Below are 16,027 nucleotides of genomic sequence, written 5' to 3'. Positions count from 1 at the left end.
TCAGGCTTTTCTGCGGGCTCGAAGACCCTGTAGGCAGACGAGCTATCGGTCCAATGCGGCGACAACTGATCAGGCTGGCACCACAGGAGAGAATATACAAGTAGGCAAAAGAAAGCCGCTCACACCGCTAGTGTGACGCCGTCCACCACTTGCCCGTAATCGGAGCGGTTCCGGAGCGTCTGTCATCACGCGCCGTACAACAGAGTGACTAAGGACTCATCCCTCCGGCGGCGCTACGCGCCCCGTGGGGCATAACCCCAAACCAGTGGAGCGCATACGCATCGATAGGGCGCATGCATTCTTGCTCGTTCATCAGCACCCTCGGTTTCCTTTGCAGACCCAACCGCTGCACGCGTAGCGAGCAGCGGGATGAATGACTCCTTTGTCACTACCGTTGAAGGTGCGGGGTGACGGATGCTCCGGAACCACTCCGATAATGGGCAAGTGGTCCACTGCGTCACACTGGCGGTGTGAGCCGCTTTCTTTTGCCTACTTTTCTTTGCGGCTGCAAAGAAAAGTAGGTGCCGCCCCGCACAGGGGCAACGCTAATAGACCACCACGAACACAAGGAAACGCGAAAAACCAGAAGCCGCAAAAAAAAGTGGCACCCCAAGCCACCCGGCAGTCACCGGATTGTCAGCGAGGGCGCTGCCGTGCATATAATCGTCCGACCGATACTCCGCGCCGCGAGGCCTATTTCGATTCACCAGATGACCCCCGCGAACCGCGGCGCACCGCCCCCGTTTTCCGAACTCACGCTCAAGACCACGCCGCCGCGCGCGCCGCGCCACCTGCTCGCGCGCGAGCGCCTGAATCTCGACAGTGAGCCCTTGCGCAACCAGCCCGCCATCGTCGTGCAGGCGCCGCCCGGCTTCGGCAAGACGCTGCTGCTCGCGCAATGGCGCCGCGAGCATCTCGCGCACGGTGCCGCCGTCGCGTGGGTGTCCGCCGATGCGCACGACGACCCGCAACGCTTCTTGCAAAGCCTCGTGCTCGCCGTGCGCGTGGGCGGCGCGCGGCCCGAGTTCGGGCGCACGCTGCTCGAAAGCCCGTTCGCCACGCCCGACGCCACCGAGGGCCTCACGGCCTGGCTCGCCGAGGTCGCGCAGTCGGCGCTCGACCTCGTGCTGATCGTCGACGAAGCCGAACGGCTCTCGCCCGTGGGCAGCGCGGCGCTGCTCTACCTGCTGCACAATGCGCCCGCGAATCTGCGCATCGTGGTAGCCGCGCGCGGCGGCTTCGAGACCGCCGTCGATGACCTGAGCGCCTATGGGCAGTGCGTCTGCCTCGGTCCCGAGGCGCTGCGCTTTCGCCTCGATGAAACGCTGGCGCTCGTGCGCCGGCGCTTTGGCGAGCGCGTGGACACCGACAGTTGCGCACGTCTGCACGAATTCAGCGATGGCTGGCCGCTCGGCCTGCAACTCGCGCTCGCAGCAATGGAAAAGAGCGGCGATCCGCGCGGTGTCATCGACGCCATGCAGGGTCAGCCCGGCGTCGAGGGCGAAAATCTGGTGGGCAGCCTGCTCGCGCGGCTCGCGCCCGAAGACGTCGCGTTCCTCACGCGCCTCGCGCTCGTCGACATGCTGCATCCCGATCTGTGCCGCGCGCTGCTCGACGACCCGCAGGCCCCCGCGCAATTCGCGCGGCTCATGCGCGATACGTCCATCTTCATGGCCAGCGATGGCAGCGACTGGTGCCGCCTGCATACGCTCGCGCGCGCGGCGCTCGGCGCGCGTCTTGCCGAGCTGCCGCCCGACGAGCTCGCCGGCCTGCACAGACGCGCGATGCGCTGGCTCGCCGAGCACGGCATCCACGAAGAAGCGGCGCGCCACGCGCATGCGGCCGGCGAGCGCGAAGTGGCGTTCGAGCTCGCGGGGCGCTCGCTCTATGGCGCGGTCATGCAGGGGCGCCTCGCCGCCGCGCTCGAATGGCTCGAACTGCTGCCCGGCGAGGAGCTCGACCGGCAGCCCGACCTGCGCCTCGCGGCGGCCTGGGCACTCGCGCTCAGCGAGCGCCACGCCGAGGCCGGGCAACTCGTGGCGCCCATGGCCGAGGCGCCCGATTGCGCGCCCGAGCGGCGCTACGAATGCGCGCTGATCCTGAGCGTCGCGGCTTATTACGCCGACGAACCCGACCGCTTCCTCGCGCTGCTTGCGCCGTGGCGCGAGCCGCCGCCGCTCGCGGAGCCGCGCCAGATCCAGACGCACGCGAATCGCCTCGCGCTCGCCGAGCTGCTGCAAGGCGAGCCCGCCAACGCGCGCCGCCATCTGCAACTCACGCCGCGCGGCGACTTCGGCAAGGCGCACCGCTACGCCGCGCATTGGGGCGAGTTCGTGAGCGGCTTGAGCTACCTGAGCGAAGGTCAGGCCGTGCTCGCCGAGACCGTGCTGCGCCCCGCGCTGACGAGCGCCGAAGCCGAGCTGGGCCGCCGCCATCCGCTGCCCTGCATGCTCGCGGCCGTGCTTGCGGCCGCCCTCTTCGAGCGCGACTGCGTGGACGAAGCCGATGCGCTGCTCGCGAACCGGCTCGACGTGCTCGAGCGCGCCGGCACCGCCGAAACTTCGCTGCTCGCTTATGTGTGCGCGGCGCGCGTGGCGCAGGCCCAAGGCGTGGAGCGGCGCGCGCTCGATCTGCTCGAAGCGATGCACGCCGCCGGCACCGCGCGCGAGTTGCCGCGCCTGTGTATTGCGAGTCTCGCGGAGCGCGTGCGCATTCACGCGGGCCACGCGCGCGCCGAAACCTGCCGCGCGCTGAGCGCGCAGCTCGACACACTCGTCGAGCAGTCCGAACGAACCGAAGGAGCGGACGAAGCGGAAGAAACGAAACCATCGCGTCGTGGCCCGCTCTGGCACCGCGACGTGACCCGGCGCCAGGCCATGACGCATGCGTACACGGCGCTTGCCGAGCAGAACTGGACGCGTGCGCTCGAGTGGCTGAGCCGCGCGCAAACGCTCGCCGACGCCATGAAGCTCGGGCGCGAGCGTATCGAGATCATGGGACTGCGCGCGCTCGCGAGCAAAGGCAATGGCGAAGACGGCCTTCCGCTGCTGCGCGAGGCGATCGGACTGACCGGCACCTATGGCCTCGTGCGCGTGTTCGCGGACGCGCATCCGGCGCTGGCCGACTGGGTGCGCGGCATCGCGCAAGGCAGCGGCGAGCAGGCGGGCTTCGCGGCGGCGCCGCTTGCGCGCATGGCCCAGCCCGGCGGCAGCCCCCGGCGCGCGCAGGCCGCGCCGCGCGCGGTGCCGAGCATGGTGCTCACGCCCAAGGAGCGCGAGGTGCTCGAATTGCTGGCGCGCAATCTCTCCAACAAGGAAATCGCGCAGGCAATCGGCGTCGGCGAAGTCACCGCCAAGTGGCATGTGAAGAACCTGTTCGGTAAGCTGAGCGCGAGCTCGCGCAAGCATGCGGTGCTGCGCGCTCAATTGCTGGGGTTGCTGGAAAGCGGCGATTGAGCCGCGTTCACTGAGTCCGGCCGAATTCGCGCGGCGCGGGCCTGTACTGCTGTAACGGCATCGGTGGCCATTGTGTAAAACGCGCGGCCCGCGTGCTTGACCCTGCGCGCCACGACCTGACGCCTGGCGACATGCGCGCGCTCATGGTTATTCCGCACAGACGACGCGCCGGCGCGACGCTATGTTCGAAAAGTTCGCCGTGCGGCACCTGCCCCGCGATCATCATTGCAGCCCCTCTTGTGACCCCATGTCCATTCTGGTTCGTAGCGCCTCCCTGACCAAGTATTCGGAAATTGCCCGCCACGCGGGCATCGATCCGGTCCGTGCGCTGCGCGAGGCGGGGCTCGATCTGTCCTGCCTCACGACGCCCGACCTGCGCATTCCCGAATCGAGCCTGGCGCGCGTATTCGAGGTCTCGCTGGCGGGCGGCGCCGGGCGGGCCGAGTGCCGCACGCTCGGCGCGCGCATAGGCGAGGCATGGCGTCTCTCCGACTTCGGCTCGCTCAGTCTCTTGCTGCAACATCAGCCCACGCTGCGCGAGGCGCTCGCGCGCGTCGAGCCCTACCGGCATCTGCTGAGCGATTCGGTGTCGGTGCAACTCGAGGAAATCGACGATACGGCGGTGCTGCACGTCGCGCTCGTCACCGCGCGCCCGGAACCGGGGCCAGAGATCGTGGAGTTGACCGTGGGTGCCGTGCTGAGTCTCGTGCGCGCCATGCTCGGCGCCCAGTACGCGCCGCGCGCCGTGCATTTCGCGCATGCGGCGCCCGAGCGCCTTGAAGTGCACCGGCGTTTCTTCGGATCACGAATCGAATTCGACAGCGAGTTCGACGGCATCGTGCTGGCCCGCCGCGATCTCGATCGTGCTAGCCCGCTCGCCGATGCTCATCTCGCGCGCTACGCGCAGGAACTGCTCGATTTGCAGCCGCGCTATGGCGAAGTTTCGCTCGCCGACAACGTGCGCCGCGCGATCCATCTTTTGCTGCCTCGCGGCGCGGGCACGATCGAGCTCGTGAGCGAGCGCCTCGGCGTCGCGCCGCGCACGTTGCAGCGGCAACTCGAACAACGTGGCGAGCGGTTCTCGTTGCTCGTGAACGAGGTGCGCGCGTCGCTTGCGATGCGGTATCTGGCGCAGCCGCGCCATACGGTGGCTGATATTAGTGATCGGTTGGGGTTTTCGGAGCCTAGCGCGTTTTCAAGGTGGTTTAGTGCGGAGTTTGGGCAGCCGCCAAGTCGCTGGCGGGCGGTGTATTTTGGAGGGCACTGAGTTTTTCTGCTGTTTCCGGTTTTTCGGTTTTTCGCGTTTCCTTGTGTTCGTGTCGGTCTGCCAGCGTTGCCCCTGTGCGGGGCGGCACCTACTTTTCTTTGCAGCCGCAAAGAAAAGTAGGCAAAAGAAAGCGGCTCAAACCGCTAGTGTGACGCCGTCCACCACTTGCCCGTGATCGAAGTGGTTCCGGGGCATCCGTCACCTCGCACATTCAACGTTAGTGACAAAGGACTCATTCATCCCGCTGCTCGCTACGCGCGCAGCGGTCGGGTATGCAAGGGAAACCAAGCGTGCTGCCTGCGCACTCGAATACGCTTGCGCAGCATCGATGCACAGGCATCCTGATGGTTTTGGATTATGCCCCACGGCGCGCGTAGCGCCGCCGGAGGAATGAGCCCTTAGTCACTCCGTTGTATGGCGCGTGATGGCAGACGCTCCGGAACCGCTCCGATAATAGGCAAGTGGTCCACTGCGTAACACTAGCGGTTTGAGCGGCTTTCTTTTGCCTACTTTTCTTTGCCGCTGCAAAGAAAAGTAGGTGCCGCCCCGCACAGGGGCAACACTAATAGACCGACACGAATACAAGGAAACGCACCAAAAGCACTCAGGCCTGCTCGACCTCAATCATCAACTGCCCGTCAACCGTCCTTACAGGCAGCACATCCAGACACAATTGCCCAAAACCCGCCCCCGGCATGCAGCCGGTACTCAAATCAAATCGCAATCCGTGCGCCGGGCAAGTCAGCAGGCTGCCATCCAGATTTCCATTAGCCAGCGACGCCCCGTTGTGCGGGCAACTATTCTCTATCGCGTGCAGTTTACCGGCCACATTGAAGACCACCACGCTGCGCCCGTCGATAAAAACGAGCTTGCGCTGCCCCTGCGCCAGGCCTTCCGCCGCGCCGACGGCGACTTCACGCTTCATGTTCGCGCTCCTGAGCCAGCTCCACCGCCCGCAGCATCGCGTCGACCAATACCTGCGGCGGTTGCGCGCCGCTCACCGCGTAGCGCCCTTCGAACACGAAAAACGGCACGCCATCGACCCGGAGCGAAGCACCGTCCACACGCGGCGCGGGTGCCGCATCGTCGACGCCATATGCGCGCGCGATGCGCGAGAGCGTGGGCGCATCGCCGATATCCTCGCCCTCGACGAAATATGCGCTAAAGAGCCGTTCGATAAGCTCCGCCTGCAGGCCGCGTCCGCGCTCGCCGTCCTTGTCGGTTGCGCGCGCAACCAGTTCGTGAGCCGCCGCCGTGTTCGGCATCACACGAATGCGCTCGAACGCCAGCTCGACGCCCGCGCTATGTGCAGCCTGGCGCACCTGCGCGCGCCGCTGCGCAACGGCCTGCGCGCTGCCAAGACGCGCCAGGTAGAACGCCTCGTAAGGCAGGCCGCCCGGCGGCGTATGAGGCAGCAGTTCGAGCGGGTGCCACACGACCTGCACGCTCATGTGCGGCTGGCGCGCCTCTAGCGCGGCAATCGCGGCTTCGAGATTGCGCTTGCCGATCAGGCACCACGGGCAAATAAAGTCGAAGTGGAAATCGACGCGCAGCAGCCGGGCGGGAGAACCAGGAGAAGCGGGAGAAAGCGAATGAGTCATCGATACATGCTCCACGGCGTGGTCATGGGTCACAGTCATTGAGGCGCGGACGCCGGATAACGGCTGCGCACAGCCTGCATCCCCGAGCCATAGCGACGCTTGCCGAGCGCAAACGCGAGGGCCGCCACGAGCGCCACGAGCGGTGCGACCTGCAACGCGCCAACCAGGCCGATGCGATCCGCGATAAAGCCCGTGACTATCGGACCCGGCGCGAGTCCGATCAGGTTGTTCACGAGCGTGAGCGTGGCGAACGCCGGCGAATGGATCGACTCATGCGTGAGATTGGCGACCATCGCGCCAGCCGGCCCCGAGGTGCCGGCCACGACGAAGATGCCGCAGCCGAGCAACGCGAGTTGCAGCGGGCCGGGGCTCGCGTAAAAGCCGCCGCCGAGCAACACGAACGACAGCAGCGAAAACGCAATCGCCATCGTCCACTTGCGTCCGGGCACGTGCCGGCTCACGCGGTCAGTCATCGCGCCGCACACGATCATGCCGGTTCCGCCGAGCAGAACGAACACCGCCGCCGCCACTGCCGCGCGGTCGGGCGGCAGGTCGTAGTAACGGTTCAGGTAGCTCGGCATCCAGGCCACCACGGCGCCCATGATGAAGAGTTGCAGGCCGCTGCCGAGATACGCGCAGATCACCGAGACCGTGGAGAACAGTCCCGCGAACACACTGCGCAGGCCGGGACGCTTGACGTCTTGCGCCGCGCCAGGCACGCGAGCGCCGCGGTCCTGCGCAATGCGCGCTTCCGTGACGACGAGGCGAAACGCGACCACGAGCGCGAAGCCGAGGCACGCCATCGTGCCGAACGCAGCGCGCCAGCCCAGATGCACCGCCAGCACGCCGCCCGCCGCCATGCCCAGCACCGACCCGAACGCGCCGCCGGCCATGAAGGCGCCGGTGAGCGTCGAGCGCAGACGCGCCGGGAAGATGCTGAGAATCAGCGCGACGCCGACGCTCCCATACGCTGCCTCGCCCAGTCCCACGAACGCGCGCGCAAGCAGCATCTCGCCATAGCTGGCCGCGGCGGCGCAGCCGAGCGTGGCGAGACTCCAGAGCCCCGCCATGAGGACGATGCTTCTCACGCGCCCCCAGCGGTCGGCGATCACGGAGAGCGGAAACGTCAGCACGCCGACCATCAGCGCGACGATGCTGCTCAACGAGCCCAGACGCGTGTCGGACAGCCCCCAGGTCGCCTTGAGCAGCGGAAAGACCGCATTGAGGACCTGGCGCGACATGTAGTCGGACAGCAGCAGCGCGAACGTCAGCGCGAACACGACCCACGCATAGGCTCGCGGGGAAGCATCGGCCGCGTCCTGCGTGCAGGTGCCGATCTCGATGGAATGCGTATGCAACTCTGTCTCCTTCACTATTCGACTTCTCTGGCTCGCTGGCGCTACGGCCCTACGGCCCGCCCGGTGGCGCTCGCGGCGAAGGCCGCTTCGAGCTCGCGCCAGTCGTCTTCGCGCAGATAACGCTGCGCGGCGGGCACGATCACGCCTTCCTTGCGCCCGAAGTATTCCCAGACGAACTGCGCGTAGCCGTTCAACACTTCCTCGACGCGCGCGGGCGGCGCGACGCCGGTAGATCCGGTAGATTTGGCGGCCTCGTCGACGGCATGCATTAGCTCCGCGAACAGCGCCGTACCCCGCCGATGCTGGTGCTCCAGTTCGCCAAGCTCGGCGTCGACCACGCTCGTGCGCTCACGCAGCAGCGAGGAAAACCCGCAGACGTCGCTGGAGCCGAAGCGCGGGATACGCAAAGCGTCTATCCCGGGATCGGGCAACCCGTCGTGGCCCAACCCTGGAAGAGCCTGCCCGGACTGGGCCAGCCCGAGATGGGCCAGCCCAAAATGGGCCAGCCGCTCGCACAGCGCGACGGCCGTGGCGCGATGAGCGCGGTAGAGCGCCGCCACCACGCGCGCCGCCGCCGGGCCGCGCCGCACGACGCAGTTCAGCACCGGCACGTCCAGCGCCGCGAACTGCTCGGCATCCATGCCCGCGAAAAAACCAGCAACGCCGCCGCCCTCGCCCTCGCCGCCGCCCTCGTCAACGCCATCGCGCGCCACGAGCGCCTGCGGCGCGACGCAAACGAGGTCGCAGCCCCATGCGCGCGCGGCATCCGCAAGCGCATGCTGCGCAGCCGATCCGGCCACGCCCATCGACTCGCACGGCACGCCCAGCGCGCGCGCTGCCGCCTCGGCCTTCATGGCGACCATCTCGCGCACGCAGTCGTCGAAGAGGCGCCCGGCCGCCGCCCGCTCGCCGTCCTGCGACGCGCGCGCGAAGTGCGCGAACGTGATGCGCGCGCCCACCGAGCGCGCCAGCGCAACCGCATGGGCCACCGTGTCGATGCCGGCATCGGAATCGTCCACGGGAACGAGAAAATGACGATACATGGGCTCCCACTCACACAAATCCGGCGGACACAGCAGGCGGGCCGCGCGCTTGTGCCGACCTTGCCAGTACCTTGCCGGTAGCGCGCCGGCCCGTCCGGTGCCGGTCCCTCCCGACGCGCTGCCTCGCCCGCCTTGAAACAGATGATAGTGACGCGGCGCGCGAGCGCCCCCCTCGGCGCGGAGGGGTTCGGCGCGAGAGGGGGCTTGACGCGGGCCGCCTGTCCAGCCGATGCTTTGATGCCGCATCCCCGCGCCCGCCAGCCGCAAAGCTGGCCGGTCGATTCGATCCTGCCCGCCAGATGCCCCCTTCAGTGCCGCCCTCGTTGCCACCTTCATTGCCACCCTCGTTGCCACCCTCGGTACCGTCCTCGTCTAAAAACGCACCGGGCACGGAGCGCGCAGCCAGCGAGCTCGTCCTGAAGACCGTCGCCCCGCGCGAGCCGGCGCACCTGCTCACGCGCGCGCGGCTGAGCGCCGCGAACGCCGCCTTGCGCGAGCGCGCGGCGGTGCTCGTGCAAGCGCCCGCGGGCTTCGGCAAGACCTCGCTGCTGGCACTCTGGCGGCGCGAATATCTCTCGCACGGCACCGCCGTCGCCTGGTTTTCCGCCGATGAGCGCGACGAGGCGCAGCGCCTCGTGCCCGGACTCGTGCAGGCGGTGCGCACGGCCTGCGCGCGCCCCGCCTTCGCGCGCCACCTGGCCGATGGTGCGATGGGGGCGATGGGGGCGATGGGCACGGTAGGCACGGTAGGCGCGGCGTCCGAGCTGGAAGGCGTGACGGCCTGGCTCGCGGAGGTGGCGCAGCTCTCGTTCGAGCTGGTGCTGATCGTCGACGAAGCGGAGCGGCTGCCCGCCTCCGGCGTGCGCGCGCTCGTCTATATCCTGCACAACGCGCCGCCGAACCTGCGCACGGTCGTGGCGGCGCGGCACGGGCTCGACGCGCCGCTCGCCGATCTGCTCGCCTATGGCCAGTGCGTGTGGGTGGACGCCGACGCGCTGCGTCTGCGGATCGACGAAACCATCGCGCTGGTGGCCGCTCGCTTCGGCGAGCGCGCCGACGCCGACGCCGGCGCGCGGCTCTTCGAGCTGTGCGAAGGCTGGCCGCTGGGCCTGCAACTGGCGCTGGCCGCGATGGAGCGCGCGAGCGACCCGCGCCAGATCGTCGAGCCGCTGGAGGGTGCGTCCGGCGAATTGCGCGAGCGTCTGCTGCAAGCGCTGATCGCCCGGCTCGCGCCCGCCGATGTCGACTTTCTCACGCGCATCAGCATCGTCGACACGCTCCATCCGGCGCTGTGCGTCGCGCTGACCGGCGAGGCGCAGGCGCCCGAGCGACTCGCGCGTCTCGCGCGCGACACGCCGATGTTCACGGCCGCGGACGGCAACGAATGGCTCCAGCTCCATGCGCTCGTGCGCGACGTGCTGCGCGCGCGGCTCGCGCAATGGCCGCAAGCCGAAGACGCGGAATCCCGGACGCAACCGCAAGCGCCGGGTCAAACGCAGACGCAATCGCAGCCGCAACCGCACCCGCAGTCGCAGTCGCAGTCGCAAACACAACCGCAATCGCAATCGCAACCGCAGTCGCCAACGCCAACCCAGTCGCAGCCGCAGCCGCAACCACAATCGCAAACGCAGCCGCAGGCTCAATTGCACGCACGCGCCGCCGCCTGGCTCGCGGCGCAAGGCATGACCGAGCAGGCGGCGCGCCATGCGCACGCGGCGGGACAGCACGGGCTGGCGTTCGAGCTGGCCGAGCGCAGCCTGCTGGACGCGGTGCGCCAAGGGCACCTGCCCGCCATGCTGGAGTGGCTCGAGCTGCTGCCCGAGGCAGAGCTCGAAGCGCGCCCGCGCCTGCGTCTTGCGGCGGCATGGGCGCTCGCGCTCGGCGAGCGCCACCCCGAAGCCGAGCGGCAGGTCGAGCGCGTGCTCGCGGGGCCGGGCGTCGATGCCGAATTGCGCTACGAATGCGCGCTGATCCTGAGCGCCGCCGCGTGGTTCGCCGACGATATCGACCGCTGCGTCGCCCTGTTCGAGCCGTGGGCGGATGCGGCGCCGAGCACGCATCCGTGGCTTGCCCAGGTGCACGCGAACCGGCTTGGCGCGCGTGCGCTCGCGCTGGGCGAGCCCGCCCAGGCACGGCAGTTCTTGCAGCGCGCGCCGCAGGGCCCCGCGCCGACGCACAGCCAAACGCGAACGCACACGCAGACTCACACCCAAACGCAAACCCAAACGCAAGCCCAAACGCACACCCAGCCCCAGGCGCCGCAAAGCTACGTCGGTCGCTGGGGCACCTTCGTGGTCGGGCTCAGCTACCTCCAGGAGGGCCAGCTTCAGCTAGCCGAGAGCGTGCTGATGCCCGCGCTCGCCAGCGCCGACGCGGATCTCGGCCGCCGTCATCCGCTCAGTGGCATGCTGGCCACCTTGTGCGCGACGCTCGCCTACGAAGCCGACCGCATCGACGACACGGCCGCGCTGCTCGCCAACCGGCTCGACGTTCTGGAGCGCAGCGGCACGCCGGACACCGTGGTCCTCGCCTGGCGCACGGCGGCGCGCGTCGCAACGGCACGCGGCGCCGAGCACCGCGCGCTCGATCTGCTCGAATCGCTGCATGCGCTCGGCGTGACGCGGCGGCTGCCGCGCCTGTCCATGGCCAGTCTCGCCGAGCAGGTGCGCATGCACGCGAACTGCTATCGCGTGCAGACCTGCGAGGCGCTCATGCAGCGCATCGACGAACTCGCGCGCGAGGAAGCCGCGTCGCCCCGCCCGCTATGGCGCCGCCAGGTCTTGCTGATGCAGGCACAGGCCCAGGCGAGCGCCGCCATCGCGGCGCGCCGCTGGCAGCAGGCGCTTGACGCGCTCGATCAGGCCGCGCAGCTTGCCGACGCGATGAAACGCCGCTGCGAAGGCATCGAGATCATGGCGCTGCGCGCCTACGCGCTGGAGCAAACGGGTGCGGGCGGCCGCGCGCTGCTGCTCGAAGCCGTGGATCTCGCACAGACCTTCCATCTCACCCGCACGCTTTCCGATCTGCACCCCGCCGTGGCCGACTGGGCGCGGCGCACGCTCGAAACATCGCCCGGCGAGGCCGCGCGCAGCCCGAGCCCGATTGCGGCGCCGCGCGCGATCCGGGCGACGCCGCAAACGCGGGCGGTATCCGGCGTCGTCCTCACCCCCAAGGAGCGCGAAATCCTCGAACTGCTCGCCCGCGCGCTCTCCAACAAGGAGATCGCGCTGGCGCTGGGCGTGGGCGAAGCCACCGTCAAGTGGCACCTGAAGAATCTGTTCGGCAAGCTCGACGCCAGTTCGCGCAAGCACGCCGTGCGTCGCGCGCTCATGCTCGGGCTGCTCGAAATGGCGGAGTAGCGCGCCGGCTTCGGTACCGGGAAATGGCTGGGAAATGGCCGGGAAATGGCGGGAAAATGGCCGGGAAAATGGCCGGGAAAATGGCCGGGGAAACAGCCGGGAAGCGGCCAGGAAACGGCCAGGAAACGGGCCAGGAAACGACCGGGGACGCGACCAGGAACGCAACCGGGGACGCAACGGGGTGCGTGGCATAATCGCCGCACCTCGTCCGCCCCGATCAACGACCCATCATGACGAAACTAAAAATCGCGCTACCCCGTTCTTTGCGCCTCGCAGCGGGCGCGCTCGCACTCGCCGGCGCGCAACTGGCCTGGGCTCATGCGCATCCGACCCACCAGCAGCCGCCGGCGGGCTCGACCGTGACGACGGCGCAGAACACGGTCGCGATCGACTTCGACGATGCGCTCGAACCGGCCTTCAGCTCGATCGACGTCATCGACTCGGCGGGCAAGTCGGTCATCCGCGAGAAAGCCGCCGTCGATCCGGCCAACGGCAAGCGCATGACGGTGTCGCTCGATGCGCTCGCCGCGGGCAAGTACACGGTCAAGTGGGTCGCCGTGGCCGCGGACGGCCACCGCACGACCGGCCACTACAGCTTCACGGTGAAGTAAGGCGAAATAAGGTGAAGTAAGGAGCGGCCCATGACCCCATCCGAACAGATCGACGCGTTGATCGCAGGTATCGCCGACTGGCGCGGCGCGACCTTCGCCGCCGTGCGCAAGGCCATACTCGAAGCGGACAAGGAGATCGTCGAGGAGTGGAAGTGGATGGGCAGCCCGGTGTGGTACCGCGATGGCATCATCGCGGTGGCCAACGCGCACAAGGGCAAGGTGAAGCTCACGTTCCAGTACGGCGCGAGCCTCCCCGACCCCGACAAGCTCTTCAACGCCGGGCTCGACGGCAACGCGCGGCGCGCGATCGACTTCTTCGAGGGCGACAAGGTCAATGCGCGCGCCTTGAAGGCGCTGATTCGCGCGGCGATCGAGTTCAATCAGCTCAAGAAAACGAAGAAAGCGCCTGCAAGCAAAAGCGACAAGAGCAGCTAAAGCAGCAAAAGCAGCAGCAAAAGCGCCCGACCCGCATGCCCTGATCGACTCAAACAAACTCCGCCAGGAGAGCGCCGGTCGCGCGCAAGCATCCGGCCCTGCCTCGCGCTAGAACAGGCGCGGCGTCCCCACCCAGACCACCACCGCTTCTTTGTCGCCGTCATTGCTCCAGCTATGCGGCACGGTCGACTGGTAATGCGCCGAGTCGCCCTTGAGCAGCAAGAACGCCTTGCCTTCCAGCTCGAGCGACACCACGCCGTCGATCACGTAGAGGAACTCCTCCCCCGCGTGCGTGGTGACCTCCGAGCGCTTCTGCCCGACGGGCATGCGCACCAGAATCGATTCGAGCTGGCGCCCGCCGGCCGTGTTCGTGAGCCGCGCAAACAGGTTCGCCGAATCCGCGAAACCGAAAAATTCGAGTTGCTCGCCACGCTTGACCGAGCGCTCCTCCGAAGGCGTATCGACGAAGTACTGCATCGTCACGCCCAGTGCCCGCGCGATTCCCGAGAGCGAAGTCAGCGACGGCGAAGCCAGGCCGCGCTCCACCTGCGACAAAAAGGGCTTCGAAATGCCAGCCGCCGTGGCCGTCTGATCGAGCGTCCGGCCCAGCCGCTGGCGCTGCGCGCGGATTTTCTCGCCTAACGCCAGCGCAGCCGGATCCTGCTTTCCATCTGTAGAAGCCATGTGAGAGCGTTCAAGTCCATCAAAATTTGTTTGATTACAGTAAACCTTGTTTGATACCCTTCCGGCTTGCCGGATTTCCACCTATAGGATCCGGCACCGAAACAGTGCGCCTGCGCGACCCGCAACCGCCACTGCCGGACCAACGTTAAGAAATATCAAATTGTAAACCTGGTGCCTGCGCGATCCGCACACCAGCAAGGAGGAGGCATGAAATCAAGGGGCGCCATAAGCGCCGTCAACGCAAGCCGCGCAACGTCTGGCGCAAGTTGCCGCGCGCTTCACACGCTCACGCGTGTCTTCGCCACCTTCGCAGCACATTGAGGTCACAATGAATTTATCGGTTTCCAAGACGAAATCGTTCTCGACGATCTTCCTGATCGAGATGTGGGAGCGCTTCGGTTACTACGGCATGGCGGCGCTCCTGGTGCTGTTCATGGTCCAGCGCGTCGGCTTCACCGAAGAGCATGCGACGCTGACATGGGGCGCGTTCGCGGCGCTCGTCTATGCATCGCCAGCGATTGGCGGCTGGATCGGCGACCGCGTGCTCGGCGCGCGGCGCTCGATGGTGCTCGGCGCGGTCATTCTGCTCGCGGGCTATCTGTTGCTGGCGCTGCCGGACGACGGGCTCACGCTCATGTACGCCGCGCTCGGCGTGATCGTGGTCGGCAATGGGCTCTTCAAGTCGAATGCGGCCAACCTCGTGCGCCGCATCTACGAAGGCGACGAATCGCGCATCGACGCCGCCTTCACGATCTACTACATGGCGGTCAATATCGGCTCGACGTTCTCGATGCTGCTCACGCCGTGGATCAAGGACCAATGGGGCTGGCACACCGCGTTCGCGGTCTGCTGCGCCGGCATGGCGCTCGGCATCGCCAACTTCTTCCTGATGCATCGCACGCTCGCGCAAATCGGCTCGGCGCCGGACGCGGAGCCCGTGCAATGGAAGCGTCTCGCGTGCGTGCTCGCCGGCGGCGTCGCGCTTGGCGCGGCCACGCTCGTCGTGCTCAAGGACAAGCAGCTCGCCGTGGCGTGCGTCTACACGGCGGCCGCGGCCATCCTCGCGATCTTCGGCTGGATGCTCTTCACTTGCGAGCGCCAGGAGCGCGCGGGCCTCACCGCCGCGCTGATCCTCACGCTGCAGGTGATCCTGTTCTTCGTGTTCTACCAGCAGATGTCGACGTCGCTCACGTTGTTCGCCGTGCACAACGTGGACCCCGCGTTCAACCTGTTCGGCACGACGCTCTTTAGCTGGAGCGCCGCGCAATTCCAGGCGCTGAACCCCATCTGGATCATGCTGATGAGCCCGATCCTCGCGGCGATCTACTCGGGCCTCGCGCGCCGTGGCGGCGACGTGCCGGTCGCGGCCAAGTACGCGCTCGGCTTCGTCGTGGTGGCGGCGGGCTTCTTCGTGTTCGCGGCGAGCGGCCGCTACGCCGTGGAAGGCCGCGTCTCGTCGTGGTTCATGGTGGCGGGCTACGGCCTCTACTCGCTCGGCGAACTGCTCGTGAGCGGCCTCGGCCTCGCGATGATCGCGCGCTACGTGCCCGCACGCATGAGCGGCTTCATGATGGGCGCGTACTTCGTGGCCACGGGCGTGTCGCAATACCTCGGCAGCGTGGTTGCCACCTACGCGAAGATGCCCGAAGGCAATCTTTCGCCGCTCGAATCGCTGCCGCTCTACGAGAAGCTCTTCAACGGCCTCGGCTGGCTGGCGGCGGCGGGTGCGCTGCTCGCGATCCTGCTGCTGCCGCTGATGGGCCGCCTCTCGCGCGCGCACCAGCAAAGCAGCGAGCATGCTGAAGGTGCCGTGGCCCGCAAAGGCCAACTCGCAACGGCTGAATAAGCTGGCACCGGGGCCGCGCGGCCAAGGCGCCGCCGGCTCTGGATCTGCCTGATGCCGCTGTCTTGCTTCGCAGGACAGTCCTTCGGGCCCTCTCCGCCACATTCAGCGGTGAAACCCTCGCAAGTTCCAGGACTTGCGAGGGTTTCGCTCATTTCTCGGTCCATCGCGGCTCGTTTGCGAGCTTTGCACGATTGCCTGGTGCGTTCGATCAGATAAAACCGATTTACCGGGCTATTTGTCGGACCTCGCAGGGCAATCGCATGAAATGTAAAAACGCCTGTCACAAAAGTTGTAAACCCGCGCCATGACGCGTTTACTCTGGCTTTTGCCCGGAGAAGACCCCATGCAGGACGTGCTGAGCATCGAGG

General features: G+C 67.5%; 11 protein-coding genes. 6 read left to right on the top strand and 5 right to left on the bottom strand.

The window, feature by feature from the left end; translation table 11 throughout:
• Window positions 1-710: 710 nt before the first annotated feature.
• Both L5014_RS37475 and L5014_RS37470 read left to right on the top strand, forming a co-directional pair.
• Entirely contained in the window at window positions 711-3,455 is a 2,745-nt protein-coding gene (locus tag L5014_RS37475; RefSeq protein ID WP_238468908.1) for a LuxR C-terminal-related transcriptional regulator, read from the top strand.
• 247 nt (window positions 3,456-3,702) lie between these two features.
• Window positions 3,703-4,722 carry an AraC family transcriptional regulator gene (locus L5014_RS37470; RefSeq protein ID WP_238468907.1) on the top strand — a complete coding sequence of 340 codons (1,020 nt, stop codon included), beginning with the start codon at window positions 3,703-3,705 and terminating at the stop codon, window positions 4,720-4,722.
• A 604-nt stretch (window positions 4,723-5,326) separates the two neighbouring features.
• On the opposite strand, the gene L5014_RS37465 is transcribed toward L5014_RS37470, so the two are convergent.
• From L5014_RS37465 to L5014_RS37450, 4 genes are read right to left on the bottom strand one after another with little or no spacing between them, the layout of a single operon-like run.
• The gene (locus tag L5014_RS37465) at window positions 5,327-5,647 is read right to left on the bottom strand and encodes a Rieske (2Fe-2S) protein (RefSeq protein ID WP_238468906.1); all 321 of its coding nucleotides are present in this window, start codon (window positions 5,645-5,647) and stop codon (window positions 5,327-5,329) included.
• Window positions 5,637-6,323 (bottom strand): DsbA family oxidoreductase, encoded by a 687-nt coding sequence (locus L5014_RS37460; protein WP_238468905.1) that lies wholly within the window; start codon window positions 6,321-6,323, stop codon window positions 5,637-5,639. Before L5014_RS37460 ends, L5014_RS37465 begins: the two co-directional genes overlap by 11 nt.
• Window positions 6,324-6,358: 35 nt before the next feature.
• Window positions 6,359-7,681: an MFS transporter gene (locus L5014_RS37455; protein ID WP_274389653.1), complete on the bottom strand. Its 1,323-nt coding sequence runs from the start codon at window positions 7,679-7,681 to the stop codon at window positions 6,359-6,361.
• A gap of 41 nt (window positions 7,682-7,722) precedes the next feature.
• A complete protein-coding gene (locus L5014_RS37450) occupies window positions 7,723-8,724 on the bottom strand; it encodes a universal stress protein (protein WP_238468904.1) in 1,002 nt (333 codons plus the stop codon).
• A 710-nt stretch (window positions 8,725-9,434) separates the two neighbouring features.
• On the opposite strand from L5014_RS37450, the gene L5014_RS37445 reads away from it, so the two are divergent.
• The 3 genes from L5014_RS37445 to L5014_RS37435 all read left to right on the top strand — a co-directional run bounded on the left by L5014_RS37445 (window position 9,435) and on the right by L5014_RS37435 (window position 13,129).
• Complete coding sequence (locus tag L5014_RS37445; protein WP_420800203.1) at window positions 9,435-12,083, top strand: helix-turn-helix transcriptional regulator; 2,649 nt, start codon at window positions 9,435-9,437, stop codon at window positions 12,081-12,083.
• A gap of 230 nt (window positions 12,084-12,313) precedes the next feature.
• On the top strand, window positions 12,314-12,694 hold the full coding sequence (locus L5014_RS37440) for a copper resistance protein CopC (RefSeq protein WP_238468902.1): 381 nt from the start codon (window positions 12,314-12,316) through the stop codon (window positions 12,692-12,694).
• Window positions 12,695-12,724: 30 nt separating this feature from the next.
• Window positions 12,725-13,129: a DUF1801 domain-containing protein gene (locus tag L5014_RS37435; protein ID WP_238468901.1), complete on the top strand. Its 405-nt coding sequence runs from the start codon at window positions 12,725-12,727 to the stop codon at window positions 13,127-13,129.
• 108 nt (window positions 13,130-13,237) lie between these two features.
• Here L5014_RS37435 and L5014_RS37430 read toward each other — a convergent pair whose 3' ends face one another.
• Window positions 13,238-13,813, bottom strand: coding sequence for a helix-turn-helix domain-containing protein (locus tag L5014_RS37430; protein ID WP_238468900.1), 576 nt, complete (start codon window positions 13,811-13,813; stop codon window positions 13,238-13,240).
• 328 nt (window positions 13,814-14,141) lie between these two features.
• Between L5014_RS37430 and L5014_RS37425 the strand changes: the two genes are divergently transcribed.
• On the top strand, window positions 14,142-15,659 hold the full coding sequence (locus L5014_RS37425) for a peptide MFS transporter (RefSeq protein ID WP_238468899.1): 1,518 nt from the start codon (window positions 14,142-14,144) through the stop codon (window positions 15,657-15,659).
• Window positions 15,660-16,027 lie beyond the last annotated feature (368 nt).

Source organism: Paraburkholderia tagetis, from assembly GCF_022213065.1.
GTDB lineage: Bacteria > Pseudomonadota > Gammaproteobacteria > Burkholderiales > Burkholderiaceae > Paraburkholderia > Paraburkholderia tagetis.
This window is presented reverse-complemented; position numbering and strand designations above follow the sequence as displayed.

Bases quoted from the DNA above. Each gene is read 5' to 3' on its own strand.
- L5014_RS37475 (WP_238468908.1), top strand. From the start codon at position 711: ATGACCCCCGCGAACCGCGGCGCACCGCCCCCGTTTTCCGAACTCACG.
- L5014_RS37470 (WP_238468907.1), top strand. From the start codon at position 3,703: ATGTCCATTCTGGTTCGTAGCGCCTCCCTGACCAAGTATTCGGAAATT.
- L5014_RS37465 (WP_238468906.1), bottom strand. From the start codon at position 5,647: ATGAAGCGTGAAGTCGCCGTCGGCGCGGCGGAAGGCCTGGCGCAGGGG.
- L5014_RS37460 (WP_238468905.1), bottom strand. From the start codon at position 6,323: ATGACTCATTCGCTTTCTCCCGCTTCTCCTGGTTCTCCCGCCCGGCTG.
- L5014_RS37450 (WP_238468904.1), bottom strand. From the start codon at position 8,724: ATGTATCGTCATTTTCTCGTTCCCGTGGACGATTCCGATGCCGGCATC.
- L5014_RS37445 (WP_420800203.1), top strand. From the start codon at position 9,435: ATGGGGGCGATGGGGGCGATGGGCACGGTAGGCACGGTAGGCGCGGCG.
- L5014_RS37440 (WP_238468902.1), top strand. From the start codon at position 12,314: ATGACGAAACTAAAAATCGCGCTACCCCGTTCTTTGCGCCTCGCAGCG.
- L5014_RS37435 (WP_238468901.1), top strand. From the start codon at position 12,725: ATGACCCCATCCGAACAGATCGACGCGTTGATCGCAGGTATCGCCGAC.
- L5014_RS37430 (WP_238468900.1), bottom strand. From the start codon at position 13,813: ATGGCTTCTACAGATGGAAAGCAGGATCCGGCTGCGCTGGCGTTAGGC.
- L5014_RS37425 (WP_238468899.1), top strand. From the start codon at position 14,142: ATGAATTTATCGGTTTCCAAGACGAAATCGTTCTCGACGATCTTCCTG.